This is a genomic window from Pengzhenrongella sp. (genome assembly GCF_036565025.1).
Classification (GTDB): domain Bacteria; phylum Actinomycetota; class Actinomycetes; order Actinomycetales; family Cellulomonadaceae; genus Pengzhenrongella.
In genome coordinates this window covers 1-16,689 of record NZ_DATCNW010000006.1, presented here as the reverse complement: position 1 = coordinate 16,689, position 16,689 = coordinate 1, and the positions used below count along the sequence as shown (strand labels likewise).

The following is a 16,689-nucleotide window of genomic DNA, read 5'->3' as shown; positions in this document are numbered from 1 at the left end:
CGACGACGCCGTCCGCGTCAACGCCGTCCGCCACACCGACGACACCGTCCCCCGCGACCGTGCCCGCCGCCCGGTCCACCTGCGCGGCGGAACGCCGCTGGACCACCAAGCCGCAGATCGGCAGCGAGGACATGAGCCAGTCCCCGCTCTACGCCGTGCGCGTCGGGCGGCACGACTGCTTCGACCGCGTGGTCTTCGACATCAACGGCCCCCAGCCGGTGGGCTTCGTCGTCAAGTACGTGCCCGTCGTCACCACCGACCCGAAGGGCGACCCGCTGCCGGTCGCCGGTCGGGCCGTGCTCCAGGTCGTCGTCCGGGCGCCGATCTTCGGCGAGGACAGCCAGGGGCACCAGCCGTGGCGCGCAGCGCCGCAGACCGGCGCGAGTCTCGTCGCCCCCGCGTCGATCGCCGGCTGGGACTCCCTCGCGGCCGTGACGTTCGCCGGGTCGTTCGAGGGCGTCACCACGGTCGCCGTCGGCGTCCACGAGAAGACGCCGTTCCGGGCCTGGGTGTACAGCGAACCGGGCTACCAGCACGTGGTGGTCGACATCACGCACTGAACGACCGACCCGACCGACCCGGCTGACCCGACCGACCCGACCGACCCGGCTGACCCGACTGACCCGACCGACCTGGCCGACCGTCGGGCCGGCCGGGTCCGTTCGGGTTCGGCGAGGCCCCCCGGGCGCCCGCCCACACCGGGTACGCTCAACCACAGTCCACCGAGTCGAACACCGACCCGGGACGGCCCGCGACCAGACCTCGAGCTCGACCTGCCGCACGCATGAGCGGCAGGACGTCCGCAAGGTCTCTCGCGCCTGTAGCTCAGGGGATAGAGCACCGCTCTCCTAAAGCGGGTGTCGGCAGTTCGAATCTGCCCAGGCGCACAGAGTGTTATTGGAGGTCAGGAGGCTGAGGCCTCGTCGGGGTGGTCGGTCGGGTCGGTCGCTTCAGCCGAAATGGTCAGTGAATGGTCAGTGAACTCGGGCAGGCGCTCCATGGCGCGCCACGGCGCGTCGGAGAACAGGTGGCCGTACAGGTCCATCGTCATCGTCGCTGACGCGTGCCCGAGGATGACCTGGACCGCCTTGACGTCGGCGCCGGCCGCGATGAGGAGCGACGCCGCAGTGTGCCGCAGATCGTGGATCGTGGTTCCCGCCAGGCCCGCAGACCGAGTGCTCGAGGTCCACTTGCTTCGAAGCCGGAAGTTCGTGTTCGTCCAGATGAGGCCGCTCGGCGTCGGGAACAGGTAGTCGCTCGATGCGGCGCCAGCGGTGCGGCACCGCACGTACTCCGCGACCGCGGCCGGCACCGGAACGGTTCGCGACCGGTGCGTCTTCGTCGATCCCAGCACCGCTCGGCTGGTCCGCTTTGACTGCGGCGCCGCTCGATGCACCCGCAGGCCGAGACCGTGCGGTGTCTCGATGACGTCGCCGACGGTCAGTGCGGCCATCTCGGAGAAGCGACAGCCGGACAGGCCGAGGAAGAGCACAACCGGCCGGCACTGGACCGGGACCGTGTCGGCGAGCCGTCCAAGTTCCGGCGCGCTGAGCCAGTGCGGCTCGCGGCGGGTGTTCCCGTGCGGCAGCGGCACCTGTTTGGCGACGTTCGTCGCGAGCCGGCGGTCCTGAAGCGCACGGTCGAGCACCAAGCGCATCACCGACAACGCCCGCCTCCTTGTTGATGTGGCCAGACCCCGCGTCGTCATCTCCGTCAGCGCAAGCTCGATGTCGGTCGCGCTGATCGCCGCCAGCGGGAGACGACCGAGCACCGGGAGGATGTCACGGTCCAGGAGGTACCGCGTCGTCTCCTGGCTGCGCGCGGCCAGGTGCTCGCGGGACGACTGCCACTCCTCGGCGAGACGGGCGAAACTCATCCGGCCGCGCGCCGGATCGATCCAGTCGCCTGCCCGGAGCTTCGAGGTCTGGTCCGCCTGCCACCGCTTCGCGTCCGACAGGCGGTGGAATGACTTCTGCGCGATCACCCGCTGCTCCGAGAAGATCTTGACCCTCCACGACACCTGTCCCGACGACAGGGTGCGCCGGGAGATTGCCATCAGGCCGCGCCGTCGGTGCCGCTGTCCGGATAGACGAAGTCGGCGGGCAGGAGGACGACTGTCCCCAGCCGTCTGGAGGGCACCTGCCCGGTCTCGGCGAGGTGGTACAGGGTGCGAACGGGGACGCCCATGATCCGCGAGGCCTCCTTCACGCGGTAGTACAACCGAGGGGTAGGGATTGGTTCGTTCATCGTCTTCTCCTGGGGTGGATAGGTGTACTGCGGGAGCTAGCGACCCATCACGGGTCCATCTCGCGCCGGCTCGACCGGGATTGTCGAGCGGCTCAACGCGTTCTGTGGACGACGGGAGCGATCGAGGCCCTGTGGATCCCGGTTGCGGCCGGGGCTCTGAGAGCGCAGCGGCGGGACCGGCGCGGCGGCGTCTGAGTGGTGGGTGGCCCAGGTTTCGGTGGCGGCGAGTTCGATGTGGCTGGTGGCGAGGATCTGGTCGAGGATGTCGCGGCCGGTGGGGGGCTTGCCGGCGCGGGGGAGGCAGTCGTCGTGGGCGTCGGTGATGACGTAGGTGCGGTTGAGGTCGCGGCCGCGGCTCATGGCGACGTAGAGGTCTTCGCGGCCCATGCCGGGTGCAGCGATGGTGTGGGTCTCGTCGACGGTCATGCCCTGGGTCCGGGCGGTGGTGGTCGCGTACCCGAGCTCGACGTGCTCGCGGACGTACGACGCGGGCAGCCGGACGGTCGCGCCGTCGCTGGTGCCGTCGCCTCCTTGCTGGGCGGGGCGGGCGAGGACGGCGCCGCCGGGCAGGACCGTGGTGATGTCCCAGAAGGCGCCGTTGCGGACGTACCCGTCGGCGGTGGTCAGGTGGCGGTTGTTGCGGCGGGTCACGATGCGGTCCCCGACGCCGGCGGTAAGCCCGTCGTGCAGGGTGACGCCCGTGCGGGAGATGGTGCCGGCGAGGATCCCGTCGGCGTGCGCGCGGGCGTTCAGGGCGAGGACGGTGCGGTTGTCGACCGCTTGCAGGATCGCGATCCGCCCCTTGTCGTGGGCGGTGGTGACGGCGGTCAGGGCGGCGTCGAGCATCGCCTCGCTGCTGCCGGCGCTAATCGCGCCGTGTGCCTCGTACGCGTCCAGGGCTTGGGGGTGGGCGCGGCGTAGCTCGAGGCTGGCGCGGGCTTCCCAGGGGTGGGTGAACCGCCACAGGGTGGTCAGCTCGGCGGTGGGACCGCGGCGGGCGAGCATCCCGAACCCGCCGCCGGCGTCGACCGATCCTCGTTGCAGGTGGTCCCCGACGAGCAGCACCTTCGCCCGGGCGCCCTGCGCCTGGGTGACGAGTGCGGCGAGGGTGCGGGTGTCGGCGAGGGAGGCTTCGTCGATGATGACGAGTTGCCCGAACCCGAACCGCCATTGGTCTTGGACCGCGCGCAGCCGCCACTGCGCGCGCTCGGCCTGGTCCCGCTCGGCGTAGGTCGCGGCCGCGGTCCTGGCCTGCTCGAGCAGGTCGTACCGGGCGCGGCGTTCGGCGGCACCTTGCCCAGTGGACTCCCACAGCCACTTCGCGGTGGTCTCGCACGGGGAGCCCAGGGCCGTGGCCAGGGTGTGCGCGGCGGACGCGGACGGGGCCAGGCCGACGACCGGTCCGATGTGCGTCGACCAGTACGAGGTGAGCGCGGCCAAGGTGGTGGTCTTGCCCGACCCGGCGGCGCCGACCATCGCGTCGAGCAGGTGCCCGGAGGTCAGGACCGCCTCGACCGCGGCGCGCTGGTCGGAAGCGAGCGGTGCGAGGTGCGGGTCGACCAGGACGCGGCCGGCCTCGTCCAGAGGGCGCATGCGGTACGGGGTGGCTTCGGCGGCGTCGATCAGGGTCTTCTCGGCGGCCAGCAGCTCGACGCAGGTGAACAGCTCCTCACCCGTGCGCCGGGTCTGCGGGTCGCGGGTGTCGTCGAGCCGCACGCACCCCGCGGCGGCGTCCCGGGTGATCTCGTTGAGCAGCGTGAGGCGGTCGCCCGGTGTCGCCATCCGCAGCAGCTTGGACGCGCGCAGCGCCGCGGCGCCCAGGTTCCACGTCGTCCACACCGACCGCCTCTCCGACACGTCGGCCACCACCTGGGCGGTCAGGGCGGCCCGGACCTCGGGGCCGACGTCGTGGGCGTGCAACGCCCGCCCGTAGCTGCCCCGCAAGGCGCGGGAGGCCAGGTCGTGGGGGTCGACGCCGGTCAGGGCTCGGGCGCGGTTGGCCCACTGGGTGAACAGGTCGGTGAGCCGGTGCAGGGTCTTGGGGGCGCGGGTCACCAACGCGAAGTGCTGCCGGGCCCGGGTCGTCTCCGTGCGGGACGGTGCCCGCCCGTGGCTCGCCTGGAAGTCCTCGGCCCAGTCCAGCTCGGCTTCGTGGATCTGCTCGGCCCGGGTTGAAAACCCGGCCAGCACGTCCTCGCCGATCCCGGTGAGCTCGAAGGCGGGGTTCCGCCGCGCCCCGCGCTCGCGCATGGCCCACTCGACGGGCAGACGGCGGGTGAGCTCGTCGGCGAGCAGCACGTCGTACAGCTCGGACACCGTCACCGCCGCGGCGTACACGGCCTGCCCGTCCAGGGACCGCCACCCGCCGTCGGCGCTCTGGGCCTTGTTCGCGAGGACGACGTGGGTGTGCAGGTTCGGGTCGGTGGCCCGGGTATCGAAGTGCTCGAACGCGGCCGCGATCATCCCGCCCGTGCGGACCTGCCGGCACCCACCCGCCCCGACCCGGGTCCGTACCACCTTCGCCTCGACGAACTCCAGGGCCGCCTGCAGGGCGGCGCGGTGCGCGGCGTGCACCTGCTCCCGGGTTTCGTCGTCGGCCAACGCCCACAGCACCGACACCGACTTCGGGGCCGTGAACGTCAGGTCGAACCCGACCACCGTGTGCGGCGCCGGATCCGGACCTGACGACGTGCTGACCCGGGTCGTGGGTGTTTGGCGCAGGAAGGACCGCCCGAGCGGTTCACCGGTCAGCGGGTCGTGGCCCTTGCCGAACACTGCGGCCATGGCGTCTTCGGTAACGACCGCCCCGGGCTGCAGGCGGTTCGCGCCGGCGCCGAGGCCGGCCAACCCGGAGCCGCACCAGCGCCCGGGCGGGTTCCCGGTCCGGGCGTAGTACGCCGTCAACGACTCACCCGGCCCGAGGGGGGCGTCGCCCGCAGCGACCTGACGGGTCAGGTACTTATACCCGTCGCCGGCGTCGAGCTTGTGCATCGACATCACCGGGCAACCACCCCCTCCCTCGTCAGGGCCTGCCACCGCGCTCCAGGTCTCGTGCTTGGCCTCTTACCCAGCAGGAGTGCGCCGAAGCCGCGAAAACAGGGCTCACTCGGGAGAGACCCCGCGCCGCGCACGTGGCAGCTCGATCGGGCCGAGGCCCTGCGGTGTCCAGCCGCACCTGGAGGTGCGCGCACGGGAGAACACGATCTGTGGCACCTCGCCTGAGCGAGCCTGGGATGGCCGGTTGAGGCATTCTCGGGACGGATTCGTTCAGCACGGAGATGCTCATCTCGTGAGCGATCCGCTGGCAGTTGAGGTGTTCCCTGTGCCGCTGGAGCCTGCGTTCGTCTGCTACCTGACGTGGCGATCGTCCGGGCCGATCACCGAGGCCGACCTCGACCTCCTCGTGGGCAGGCTCGAGAAGGCCGATCCCGAGGTCTGCCTACAGATGCCGAACGACGAGGAGCCTGATTTCGTCGTCTCACTCGGGAGCATGGCAACCGGGTACTTCGAAGCGGCGGCCGAGAGCGTGACCCTGCTGCTCGCCGCGACCGCTGCGCTCGAAATCAACGCCGAGCTCATCGAAGCTGAGGTCTGTTCCGAGGATGGGCAAGCGCGCTTCGACTGCGCCGAGCTGGTTCAGGGACTGGGTTCCTGACCGCCGCGCCGCCGCCAGCACGATGACCCAGGCGGCGGACGACGAGCCCGCCGACGGCGATGACGACCAGGCTCGCCAACCCCTGCTCGGCACGCCGTGCAAGAAGAGTCCAGGATTTGAGCGGCTGGCTGGGGGCGTGTCCGCAGTATGCGGAAGCACGGTACGAACCTCGTTGCGAGTTCAGCCCGCTGACTGCCGAGAGTGCAGCGACGTGCGCTGGTTCGACTCAGGCGTCAACGCGGACGCGATCGTCCACGGCCACCTCGTCGGCAGGGCACCTTACGGTCATCTGCGGGGAGGCTTGCGCGGGGCAGGCGGCCCCCTTCACCAGCATTGTCAGCACGTTCGACCCTTGGGCGGGGGAACAGCGTTTAGGTGGCGCTAAGCGCTGTTTGGGCGGGAGCAACGCCAGCCCACAAACCGAGCACGCCGAGGTTCAGCGCTGCGTCTGCTCAGGTGCGAGGATCGCAGCGTGGAGGACTTCGATCCGAGCCGAGAGGTTGCCGTGAGCCAAGCATCCCGAGGTCAAGCACCTCTTCCGATCCTCGTCGGCCTTCTGCTCTTGATGATTCGCGGTGTACTTCTCTGGCCGATCGTGCCTCTCGCATTGGCGTGGTGGGTTGTGGGTTGGGCCGTTTTTCACCGAAGGTCAGTTCGCCCTGCGCAGCTCCTCGGATGGGTTGATCTCAATCTGATTGCTGCGATTGAGCGCAGTATCCTGCGTCCGCTGATTAAGTCACCAATGCCGTGGACGCCGGCAAGCGAAGTCGCGGCGGTAACCCATCGAGTTAGATTCGCAGATCCAGCGTGAGGCGTCGGGTTCTCGGTGGTCGTGGTCTACCCCTGTCGCATGAGTCGTTGGCCACTTCGCTTGGGCCGCCGTGGGTGCGGGAGTTTTCGAGTCAGCATCATCACGTCGCCCCGACGGTGAGACGTTCGGTGTTGCTGGGGTGCGTCTACTCGAGGGCGTTCGACGTCGGCGGGCGAGTGGGCATGTCGGGATGCCTGCCCCACGCGGTGACCACCAGGTCATGGGTCGGGCCGTCGAGAAACTCAACTGATCGCCAGCGCACTCCGAACTCCGGGCAGGTGGCCCAGACGTCATCCCAAGAGCGTGCGGTCAGGGCGAGGCCGTCCGGTAGCCGCGTGAGTTCGAACGAGCCGTCGTCTCGGAGCTTCCCGATGACGAACCAGCGGTCCTGCACGAGAACCCCCTTTATGCCGCGCGGAGCTGGCGCGGCAGGGACTACCCGGGTCACGGTCGCTGACCTCGAGAGCGGTCCCCGCCTGCTGCCATCCACTCCCGCCGCGTCGGCTCCCGCCTCCGGTGCCCGGCCGCACCTGTTGTCGGGATGGTCCAATCGTGCCAGCAGGACACACGTTCATTCCGAGCCTTCCGCTCATGCCGCGGGGAGGGCGCACCTACACTCCAAACATGGCGATCGGTCGGCAGGCACATCGGCTGCAGCAGTTGCCCCGTGTCCAGGCTGAGTTCCCGAACCATGTCGACACCGTCGTGCAGATCCTGGATCTCTTCGACCTCGCGTGGCATGACTGCTATGGCGAGGTCAATCCCCCCGAATCTGTCATCGACGATATCTTCGTGACCGCCGGAGGCGACCTCGCGCTACTGATCGATGCAACTCATCTCGCTGTCCAGGACTGGCGTGATCTCAAGGTGCGAGCAGATCAGTCGCGCCAACTCGGCTGACCGATCGGAGCGCCCGTACATGCCGCTCCGCGGTCGCATCAAGTGGCGGCCGCCAGCGACTTGGGTGGCGTTAAGTGGTGTTCGGCGACCAGCGTCAATGGGGATCCGTTGCAGCGGCATGGCCAAGAGATCCGCCAGGGCGAGGTCGGCGCGTCGCACGTCGAGCTGCCCGGCCATGACCCGTCGTCTCCAGACCGATGCGACCTCCAGATCGATCAGTTCCGGCGCGGCCAACTCGTGGCCGCGCCGGCTCAGGCGGGCTGCATCGCCATCGGAGGTGGTCCCATCCCGGTGGCAAGCGACAAGGAGTCAAGCTACAGACCCTGTGGTTCACGGCGAATCAGGGCGACGGAGACACACGTTCCCGAAATGATGGGGCGGTGATGACATTGCCTGAGGCGCGAGACGTCGTGAGAGAGCTTGCTCTTGCCGCGACCGAAGGGGGAACCGACGCCTGGGTTGCCGGCGCGCAACTGCTTGAGCAACTCGATGGCAGGTCGTGGCTGCTGCTGGATGAAGCCGCCCGCGCCTTCACCTACGCCGACGGAACCCCCGTTAGCGGCACCCGAGGATGGCTCGGCACGTCGGCCGCCGAGCCCACTGGGTTTGTCGCGGCGGTCACCAGCCTCCACGTGGACGGACGAATCCGACAGCGAGCCACTCGGATGCTTGCCGAGAGGGACAGCCGCTTGGCCACGACCGCAATTGCCGTCCGCCTGCTCGACCGCGTCCCCCAAGTCCGCGAGGAAGCACGGCGTGCACTTCTCTCCAGGCCGGCCGCCAGCAATGCAGAGGTCGTCCTTGGAGTGCTGTTGGCTGGGCGCGGTCGCCAGTACGCCGCAGCCGCCCTCGAGTCGGTGCGCGAGACCTTCCTCGACGTGCTGTCAGCGGGGGAGTTCCTCGCCCCTCTGCTGTCCTCCCGGCAGCGCGATGTTCGTCGATGGGCGTTCACCTTCGGCCACGAGCGCCACCTCCTGACGTCCGAACAGCTGCTGGCCGCAGTATGGTCCGACCCGGACCAGTGGCTTCGCGCCGCCTGCTCCGAGTGGCTCTCGGAAGTCGCGACACCACAGCAGCTACGCACGCTCCTGACCGCAAGAACTGTCGAGGCCCGGCTTGTGGCACTCGCCCGAATCCCCGACGACGACCTCGACGACGATGACCTGGTTCCGCTGCTCGCCGACCCAGCCCCCCGCGTGCGTGAACAGGTGCGCTGGCGCGCCCGCCGCCGAGGCATTGACGCGGCGGACTGGTACCGCGGACAGCTCGACGTGCCCACCACGCCGGCGCGCACCCTAGCTGCGTCTTTGGACGGGCTCGCCGCGGTAGGCGGACCCCAGGACCTCGCAGCGTTCACGACGCGGCTGCGTCACAGCCGCGTTCGAGTCCGAGCAGCCGCGGTCACCGGGGTGAGCACGTACGCGGCAAGGGAAGAGGCAGTCGCCGCACTGGAGCCGGTACTGCTGGACTCGAGTCCTCGCGTGAGCTCTACTGCCGCGCGAGCCCTTGTTCGCCTCCAAGCCCCGCGGGCAACAGCGGAAGTCGCCTGGACCTCCGAGCAGACATGGAGCCGGCGAGCCGCCTGGCTGCTGAGCCGCGGGGCCGGCAGCTGGGACCGAGTCGAGGCCGACCTCCGGGCCTGTGCGGACGCCGACTCACAACTGGCGTCTCGAGGGCTCGAAGGCGTACGCAACTGGCTCGAGACCAGCGCCGCAACCACGTACGCGGTCCTGTCGGAGGCGCAGAGCGAACGCATCCGCGAACTGCTCGCAACCGACTCCCTTGGCGAAGCCACACGCCGGAACGTGGCTTTCCACGCTCGAATCCAGCTTCCGCCGCCCTCTGCCCTGGTGCCCGATGACGATGCCATCGCCATGACGAAGCCGAGCCGCCCACGGCGATGGCTACGGATCCTTCGCCGCGACTGAACGGCTTCGCAAGGGCAGCCATCGGGGCAGGCAAGGTTTGTGGTTGACATCGCCCTCGCGCCACGCGACGCGGGGGTGCGTGATGCGCGTTGCACCACATAGCGGTCGTTAACCACCGCCCAAGCGGTCCGTGCACCGATGATGAGATCGGTGTCACTCGTGCCCCAGTCCCGGCCCGCATGGCGCTGACGCATCCTGACGAGGACCGGACGGACCGGGCTCCGGGGTGCGCGATACTGGCCGCGTGCTTGAGCGGATGAGCGTCTTCGACTTGGCCGAGCTCGCGGCTGACATCTGGGTCGGGTAGTACCACAGGTTGGGATTGCTGATGACGGCAGGAGATTTCCGGACAATCGGTGCCCAGGCCGGGGGCTGGGATTCTCGGGTGGGATCCGAGGCGGCCGTGTCTGTACGGGCGGCGCTTCGGTATAATCGGATCGGCGGGATCTGCGGGCTATTATTCGTGGTCTTCGAGATTGTTTTCCAGATAGCCCGCATGACACCAGGTATTGCACTCTCGGCCTTATGGTTTCTGGCGATGATCGGTTTCTTTATCCTCAACGGCCGGACCACCTCCAGAGCGCGACACCAAGCAGTGGCCTACCTCGGCATGCCCGAGTCGATCCGATCGTACGTACCGCTAAAATCCACCGCTGACTTCGACAAATGGATCAACGCAAGAAGCCGACATGGTTGGCCCCGCAAGGGCTGGCGTCGGTGAGTTGACCACGCAGCATTGGACGAGGGCAACAACTCCTTATCCTCCCCGGCAGGATTGTTGGATTGCCGGCGAGTGGGTCCGCTGGCAACGTGGGTTTGTGACGGACAGAAACGAGTAGTCATATCTCGACCCGTCGGTACGGGCTGGAGCAACAGGCTTGACGATTGACGTATTCGACGCGACCTGAGCGACGGGCCCGAGCCCTACTTCAAGGCGGATGCAAGTCCGATGGTTGAGTCGGCAGGTGACGAAAACCCGCCCGTGGTCCACAGACGGCGCAGGACGCTCGACACAACTTAGCGGTCGTCAAGTGATGGTTCCGCCGCCAGCGACTTGAGTGGCGGTAGGTGCTGCGCTGGCGGTCACGTCTGGGCTCGGGTCGTCGCTGTCCGGATCCGGGCGCGCATCGCTGACCACGCTGACACCGAAATGCGGATTGCGCACGCCTGGCCATGTAAGGAATGGCCATGCTAGCCGTCGGCGTGTTGGGCTTCGGGTTGGAGGGATTCCTCGAGCTCGCCCTGGCCTCCTTCGTGCTGCTGATGCGGCTGTCGGCGCTGGCCGGCCGGCCCGGCGGGGTGGACCCCGTCGCCGGGTGGGGGTCTCGACCGCCTCCTGGGTCGTTCTCCAGCGCGCACGAGCTCATCGGGCCCGCCATCGGCGGCACACGGGCCCGGCAGGTCGACCTCGCGTCCCTGCTCGCCGCCGGCATGCACAGGCGGCGCCTTTGGTCGCGGCGCTCCTGTGGGAACGGGTCCTGACCCCCGCCTGCCGCGAGCACGAGGCGCTCTCGCTCGTTGAGGTGCGCTGGGACCGGCGGCGCGGTGATCTTGCCCTCCGCGATGACAAGTATCTGGGGTATTGGTGATACTTTGACCGTCTTCATCCCGTTTTGGGATGCTTGTGAGGTCGCCGACGTGGGCTGATCGAGCCCGTGGACCGGGCTCCTCGCCGCCAGGATCTTCGGTGATGAGGTCGCGATGGGTACAGCTTCTGCGGGTCCACGTGTGCGCGCATTCCGTGTCGTGGTGGCGTTGTCAGCCCTCGCCGCGATGACCCTGCTCAGCGCACCATCGGTCGGCGCCACCACGATCGTGCCGCCGGACGTGTGGTCGTCGGAGTCCGGCGGCGGCGGTAACGCGGCCACGAACGCGGGTGAGCATGTCATCACCGCCGCGACCGCGGTGCAACTGAAGCAGGCGTGGAAGCTGACGACCCCGTCCGGGGCGGCGCGCGCGCCCGCGATCGTGAACGGGGTCATCTACCACGCGTACAACAGCGCCCTCGGCCTGCCCGACCGGCTGGTCGCGGCCTCAGCCAAGACCGGCGCAACCCTGTGGAGTACCACTCTGCCCGGCGACACCCAGTTCACAGGCCGCGACTACACGTACGGCCTCACGGTCGTCGGCAACCTCGCGCTGATGCCATATAGCGGCTGGTGGCAGGCAGCCGGAATCGTCGCTGTCAACATCACCACCCACAAGGTCGCCTGGAGTGCCAGCGAGCCAAACGCGCCGTCCAACGGACAGCCGTCCCACCCGATGGTCGTCGACTCCGGTCGTGCGTACGTCTACAACTACGAAGGGAACTTGCTGTACGCGTTCAGAGTCAGCGATGGCAAGCTGCTTTGGCACGTGAAGAGCCCGGTCGTCTACATCGCCGGTACCGCAGCGGTCGGCGGGGTGCTGTACGTGTCCGACGAGAAGTACGGCGGGACGGTCGCCTTGAACGGCGCGACCGGCACGAAGTTGTGGTCCACACCCATCGGTTCGAACCTGCCTGTGGTCGCCGGTGGTCGCCTTATCGCCGCGTCTGGTCAGTACGTCGCCGCGGCCAACACGAGCGGCTGCGGGCAAAGCACGTGCCCCTGGCAGTGGCGGGACCGGGTTCCGGGTGCCGAGTGGATCAGCGTGGGCGGAGCAGACGCGAACACCGTGTTCGTCACGGCAACCATTGGAACGAGCCCGCGAGTCGGAGTGATCGAACGACTGTCCGCGGTCACCGGCAAGGTCCAGTGGTCGGCCGCGCTGCCGCCATTCCCCGGCAGCCCGGTACGAATCGGCAACACCGTGTGGCTCATCTCCTACGCCGACACCCTCATCGGATTCTCGACGACCGCCACAAAAGCAACCCCGCTGCGTTCCATCAAGATCGCGGACAACAACATGCAACAGATCGCCGGCGCGAACGGCACGCTCGTCGTCTTCACCTGGACGGCCGGCTTGACCGGCTACCGCATTCCCGGCACCTGATGGGTGGGTTCATCGGACTGGCCGCCGGAACCGCCTGCTCGATCGGAACTGCATTGACGGGAACAATTCTGCGCAGGTTTGGTCTGGGGAATGGGTATCACGTCTAGCCTCAGACCAGACCTCCTCAAGTACGCGGTGGGCATGCCCTGTGAGCAGGGCTTCTTCTGTGCCGCCTTGAGCCGGAAATAGGACAAGAAGTGGTGGTGCGTTGGCTGGTCGCCAGCGTCCTCGCCCTGCTCACCGAGGAGCTAGGCGCCATGACTCACGCCAAATAGTCTTAACAGCCAGCGGGTTCCTACTTGAGGAGGTCTGAGACCTCCTCAAGTATGCGGTGGACTCGGTTCAGACCCATCACTTAGCGGTCGTTAAGCGCCGCGCGGACGGTCCGTACGCCAAGGCCACGGCCCCACCTGTCGAGGGTTTCCGTACGATGACCCGTTGCCCCGATCGAGCGGACGGTCGCAATCCGCGGTTCAAGAGGTTGCTGTCGACGCGGGAGTTGCAATGTTCATCACTCCTCTGTCGGAGGAGATGTCGTGGGCCCGGGGTGGGGCTGATACTGATGAGCACCTGCTGGCGCTGGTGGTCCTGTCGCGGTGTTTCGCCCGGTTGGGGTATTTCCCGGCGCTGGACGAGGCCGTTGGTGTCGGTCAGGACGTGAACAGGAGGGTATGACGATGAGCGACAGCGGCATGACTGAAGACGAGCGACGCGAGAGGGTGCGGATGATCGTCGAGTCGGCGCCGGACGGTGTGGACATCGAAAGCACCCTGGCGGGCGTGCTCGTCGGCCCGGAGAGCACCGACAGACCGGACGTCCCGATGTGGGAGTACGTCGAATACGCGGCAACCCACCCGGACGTCACGCTGCACGACCTGGGGGCGGTGCGCTTTCCGATCCGCAACGCACGCCTCGACACCACCTATCCGACCTCGATCGATGAACTGCTGAAACCGGGAAACGGGCACGTGGGCCTGGCTCGGACGCGCCGCGACATCGTTGATCTCTTCGCCGTCATGCACGAGGCGGGCCTGCTGCGCTGGGAGGCTGCGACCCGCACGATCGTCCAGGTCGAAGTTCCCTCGACCGACGCCGCGGCCCTCCATGCGGCATGGCAAGACCGGATCGCCGGACGGCTCGGCAGCTGACCGGCCACACGTGGCCGACCCGTTATATCCCAACGACCGGTCTACCGCTCATGCCGCAGGTGGCCGGTGCGTCATCCTTGGAAGATGAACGAGGGAGAGCAGACCCCACGGCGAGTGTGGTCCTGGGCGGCGTCTGACCTCGAGGTCGCGGAGCGTCGAGAGCATGTCGAAGGTCTCGTCGGCAACCGGATCGCGTTGGTCCGCTACGTGACCATCGACTACCTGCGCGAGGAGTCTCATCCCGAGCTGATCGACTCTGGCGTTCGACTCATCGACGACGCCAGGGAGTTGGAGCGCCCGACTTGGCGCTTTGACGGGTTCGACGCTTTGGACTTCGGGATCGAACTTGAAACGGTGGATGGCGTGAGTTGGTCGTTGACGTGGGACCCGCCCGGGGACCATGAAGGAATCGGGCTCAGGAAGGGACCGATGCTCGGCTCGGTTGTCTCGCCAGACGGGCTGGTAGCAGTCTGGGAGGCGACGCTCACGTCACTTTGGTCGCCGATGTTGCGCGCACCCATAGAAACCGTTGAACTCCACTACACCCCGTGGGATCGCCCATCCCCAGGTTTCTGGTGTCCGCGGATCTCATTCGTCACCCAAGATGCTCGACTGGAAGTCGTCATGGGGGACGACGAACACGGTCGGCTTGTCGCCTCGGCTGACAACGTCGCGATCCTGGCCCCCGAAACTCCGCTTCCACCCTGGCCCTACCTAGCGGACTGAAGTCGGTGCGTCCGTCCGGTCATGCCGCATAGCGGTCGCCAAGTGGTGGTCCCGCCAGCGACTGAGGTGGCGTCCCCCCACGATTTCAGTGAGATGGACTACCCCCAAGAATCGGGCTTGAGGCGTGCGGATGGACCTCCGGCGGCCACCGCCATCTCACTGAAATCGTGGGGGGGGGACGCGGCATGAGCGGACTCTTCCGTCAGGTCATATCGAGCCAGTGCTCGGGTCTGAAGAGAGCCGGCTTGGGCTTGTCGATTGCCTCGACCACCGGCATCCAGGTCTTGCCAGGCACATTTTCAGCCAACCAGCCGAACGCCTGCAGCGTGGGGTGGTCGCGAATCGCGGTGACGTCGTTCTTCGACAGGTACACCGACCGGATCAGCTGCAGTTCACTCAGGTTCGGTGCCTCCAGCACCGGATCCAGCCCAGTCAGGCCCTTCATCGATCCCAGCTCCACCCGGCGCAGTGCAGCGAGTCGTCTCGCGCGCGGTAGCGCGGTCACTCTTGGCAGCCCGTACAGGCTGAGCAGCTCGAGACTCTGGAGCTGTCCGATGGCGCTCACGTCGATCATCCCTCTGACCTGATTCACGACGAGCACCCGCAGCCGAGTGCAACCGGCGACGAAGTCGGCACTTGTCCCCGTGCCGCCACGAACGTCGAGGAACTCGAGCGCCGGAAGCCGGGCGAGAAGTCCAGGCGGCAGCTTCACCGCCCAAAGCGTCAGGCGTCTCACGCCCGCCAGCCAGTCAAGGTCCGCCTCGACGATCCGGCGGTGGTCCAGCCGGACGTCGACGTCGGACATCCACCGGGCGTCATCCGCTGCAGAGACCGGAGGCATGCCCGCATCCTGTCAGGTGACGAACCTCTGGGAGATCCCGTCGCCTCAGGCGCCTTCGCCTCTCAGCGACGAAGGCGCCGGCGGGTCTTGGTTGAACAACGGCTCGACCTGCTCCCATACGCTCGGAATGTCCCCGTCCTGTCGTCGACCGACGGCAGGTGCGACGGACGCGTAGGCCCAGTCGGGCGTCGACAGAGCTGGACGAGGTTTGACGCTCGGAACCCGCTTCCGGCTCCGCGCGGCCGCCTCGGCGCACCTGGCGACCAGGTCGGCCGGGTCGGGTGCCAACCACGCGGGAGCCTGGACGTCGAGATCCAAGAGTGCGGTCTTCGGGTCGTTCAACCGGCGCCAGATGACCATGCCCCGAAGCCATACCAGCGCCCTGCGGTCTTGAGGCCCCACGATCCACACCCGGAGCCCGAGATCGAGCGAGTTGACCGCGCCTCGCGGCTCGCCCTTGAGGAGCGCCGAAGCGGCATACAGGATCCACGCGTCGGGCAACCAAGCGCCGCCACCCCAACCGACCCAGCTCTTGGTGCACTCGTACACTCCAGCCCACTCCTGCTTCGCCAGTGCCCCGAGGGCGTCACGGCGGCAGCGCTCGCCGAACACGCCGACGTCGCCGCCCGGGACCCTGCTCTGGTCGAAAGCCACAGACCGAGTCTGCCCGAGTCGTCGCGGCCCGGGGGCCCCGAACGCGCCGAACGGGGACCAACCGCACCGTGCCGCCAGCGCCATGAGCGGGCGTTTCGCCTCGCATGCCGAGCCCCGCTGCCTCCCCGCTGGCGCGGCCGCGACCGAGCACCTACAGGCCGAGCGCCCGCCCCGCGTCCACGGGTGCCCCGAGGGCGTGCAGAGCTTCAAAGATGGCATCGGCTGGGCGCCCACCGAATCGCGCCAGAACGTACGCGTTGACGGCCCTTGCTCGGCGGAAGGCGGCGGCGTAGGCATCGGGCGCGGCCGCTTCGTTGTCCTGGATGTCCCAGGCAAGGAGATCGAGTCGTTCAACTTCGGCGGTCACCGCTTGCTCATCACCGTCGGGGGCCGTCTGGCCGACGGCCTCTAGCGCAATGACGGCCGCTCGGACCGCGACCTGCTTCTGCTGGGCGACGCCGAGCGAGTCGAGTGCTTTGGCCACATCGGGCCATTGGTGCTCCAGGCGATCCACGCTCGAACACTAGACGGCCCGTGAGGCATCGACGGGTGGCACAACCGCCGCCCGGCCTGCAGCACGAACTCGGGAGAATAGCTGCCCTCAACGCGGCACCCCCTCCGCGATTTCAGTGAGATGGCGGTGGCCGCCGGAGGTCCATCCGCACGCAGGGTCTCGTCAAAGTCGTGTTTCAGCAGGTGAGGAGTAGTTTCGCGGGTCGGGCGGCGTCTCTGGCGTGATGTCGGGTGGCTTTCGCGATGTTGTTGGTCCCGCTGAGGCGGATCAGGCTGATGGCGGTCGAGCGCAG

The 16,689-nt window shown here is 68.1% G+C and carries 17 protein-coding genes and 1 tRNA gene; 11 read left to right on the top strand and 7 right to left on the bottom strand.

All coding sequences use genetic code 11. The features are described 5' to 3' along the window. Positions 1-131: 131 nt before the first annotated feature. Entirely contained in the window at positions 132-560 is a 429-nt protein-coding gene (locus VIM26_RS00235; protein ID WP_331948294.1) for an AMIN-like domain-containing (lipo)protein, read from the top strand. Between the two features lie 254 nt (positions 561-814). Beyond that, positions 815-887: transfer RNA gene (locus tag VIM26_RS00230), tRNA-Arg, on the top strand. A gap of 17 nt (positions 888-904) precedes the next feature. Here VIM26_RS00230 and VIM26_RS00225 read toward each other — a convergent pair. Genes VIM26_RS00225 through mobF form a run of 3 tightly spaced genes read right to left on the bottom strand, consistent with a single transcriptional unit; the run spans position 905 to position 5,244 of the window. Then, the gene (locus tag VIM26_RS00225; protein ID WP_331948293.1) at positions 905-2,056 is read right to left on the bottom strand and encodes a tyrosine-type recombinase/integrase; all 1,152 of its coding nucleotides are present in this window, start codon (positions 2,054-2,056) and stop codon (positions 905-907) included. Continuing rightward, entirely contained in the window at positions 2,056-2,247 is a 192-nt protein-coding gene (locus tag VIM26_RS00220; RefSeq protein ID WP_331948292.1) for a helix-turn-helix domain-containing protein, read from the bottom strand. Before VIM26_RS00220 ends, VIM26_RS00225 begins: the two co-directional genes overlap by 1 nt. A 36-nt stretch (positions 2,248-2,283) precedes the next feature. Further along, positions 2,284-5,244 (bottom strand): MobF family relaxase, encoded by a 2,961-nt coding sequence (gene mobF, locus VIM26_RS00215; protein WP_331948291.1) that lies wholly within the window; start codon positions 5,242-5,244, stop codon positions 2,284-2,286. Between the two features lie 292 nt (positions 5,245-5,536). On the opposite strand from mobF, the gene VIM26_RS00210 reads away from it, so the two are divergent. After that, positions 5,537-5,902 (top strand): hypothetical protein, encoded by a 366-nt coding sequence (locus tag VIM26_RS00210; protein ID WP_331948290.1) that lies wholly within the window; start codon positions 5,537-5,539, stop codon positions 5,900-5,902. A 956-nt stretch (positions 5,903-6,858) separates the two neighbouring features. Here the strand turns inward: VIM26_RS00210 and VIM26_RS00205 are convergent. After that, positions 6,859-7,107, bottom strand: a complete 249-nt coding sequence (locus tag VIM26_RS00205; protein WP_331948288.1) for a hypothetical protein — start codon at positions 7,105-7,107, stop codon at positions 6,859-6,861. A gap of 230 nt (positions 7,108-7,337) precedes the next feature. On the opposite strand from VIM26_RS00205, the gene VIM26_RS00200 reads away from it, so the two are divergent. From VIM26_RS00200 to VIM26_RS00165, 8 genes are all read left to right on the top strand, one after another. Continuing rightward, positions 7,338-7,613: a hypothetical protein gene (locus VIM26_RS00200; protein WP_331948287.1), complete on the top strand. Its 276-nt coding sequence runs from the start codon at positions 7,338-7,340 to the stop codon at positions 7,611-7,613. A 410-nt stretch (positions 7,614-8,023) separates the two neighbouring features. Further along, a complete protein-coding gene (locus tag VIM26_RS00195; RefSeq protein WP_331948286.1) occupies positions 8,024-9,541 on the top strand; it encodes a hypothetical protein in 1,518 nt (505 codons plus the stop codon). Positions 9,542-10,004: 463 nt separating this feature from the next. After that, positions 10,005-10,262 carry a hypothetical protein gene (locus VIM26_RS00190; protein ID WP_331948285.1) on the top strand — a complete coding sequence of 86 codons (258 nt, stop codon included), beginning with the start codon at positions 10,005-10,007 and terminating at the stop codon, positions 10,260-10,262. Between the two features lie 467 nt (positions 10,263-10,729). Then, positions 10,730-11,023, top strand: a complete 294-nt coding sequence (locus VIM26_RS00185; protein ID WP_331948284.1) for a hypothetical protein — start codon at positions 10,730-10,732, stop codon at positions 11,021-11,023. A 267-nt stretch (positions 11,024-11,290) separates the two neighbouring features. Beyond that, positions 11,291-12,514, top strand: coding sequence for a PQQ-binding-like beta-propeller repeat protein (locus VIM26_RS00180; RefSeq protein WP_331948283.1), 1,224 nt, complete (start codon positions 11,291-11,293; stop codon positions 12,512-12,514). Positions 12,515-13,018: 504 nt separating this feature from the next. Then, the gene (locus VIM26_RS00175) at positions 13,019-13,189 is read left to right on the top strand and encodes a hypothetical protein (RefSeq protein WP_331948282.1); all 171 of its coding nucleotides are present in this window, start codon (positions 13,019-13,021) and stop codon (positions 13,187-13,189) included. Between the two features lie 2 nt (positions 13,190-13,191). Continuing rightward, positions 13,192-13,662: a hypothetical protein gene (locus VIM26_RS00170; RefSeq protein WP_331948281.1), complete on the top strand. Its 471-nt coding sequence runs from the start codon at positions 13,192-13,194 to the stop codon at positions 13,660-13,662. Positions 13,663-13,746: 84 nt separating this feature from the next. Next, positions 13,747-14,388 (top strand): hypothetical protein, encoded by a 642-nt coding sequence (locus tag VIM26_RS00165; RefSeq protein WP_331948280.1) that lies wholly within the window; start codon positions 13,747-13,749, stop codon positions 14,386-14,388. Between the two features lie 202 nt (positions 14,389-14,590). Here the strand turns inward: VIM26_RS00165 and VIM26_RS00160 are convergent, their stop codons facing one another. The 3 genes from VIM26_RS00160 to VIM26_RS00150 form a co-directional block, all read right to left on the bottom strand. Then, positions 14,591-15,193 (bottom strand): hypothetical protein, encoded by a 603-nt coding sequence (locus tag VIM26_RS00160; protein ID WP_331948279.1) that lies wholly within the window; start codon positions 15,191-15,193, stop codon positions 14,591-14,593. Positions 15,194-15,274: 81 nt separating this feature from the next. Continuing rightward, positions 15,275-15,841, bottom strand: a complete 567-nt coding sequence (locus VIM26_RS00155; RefSeq protein ID WP_331948278.1) for a hypothetical protein — start codon at positions 15,839-15,841, stop codon at positions 15,275-15,277. Between the two features lie 193 nt (positions 15,842-16,034). Continuing rightward, entirely contained in the window at positions 16,035-16,397 is a 363-nt protein-coding gene (locus VIM26_RS00150) for a hypothetical protein (RefSeq protein WP_331948277.1), read from the bottom strand. Positions 16,398-16,689 lie beyond the last annotated feature (292 nt).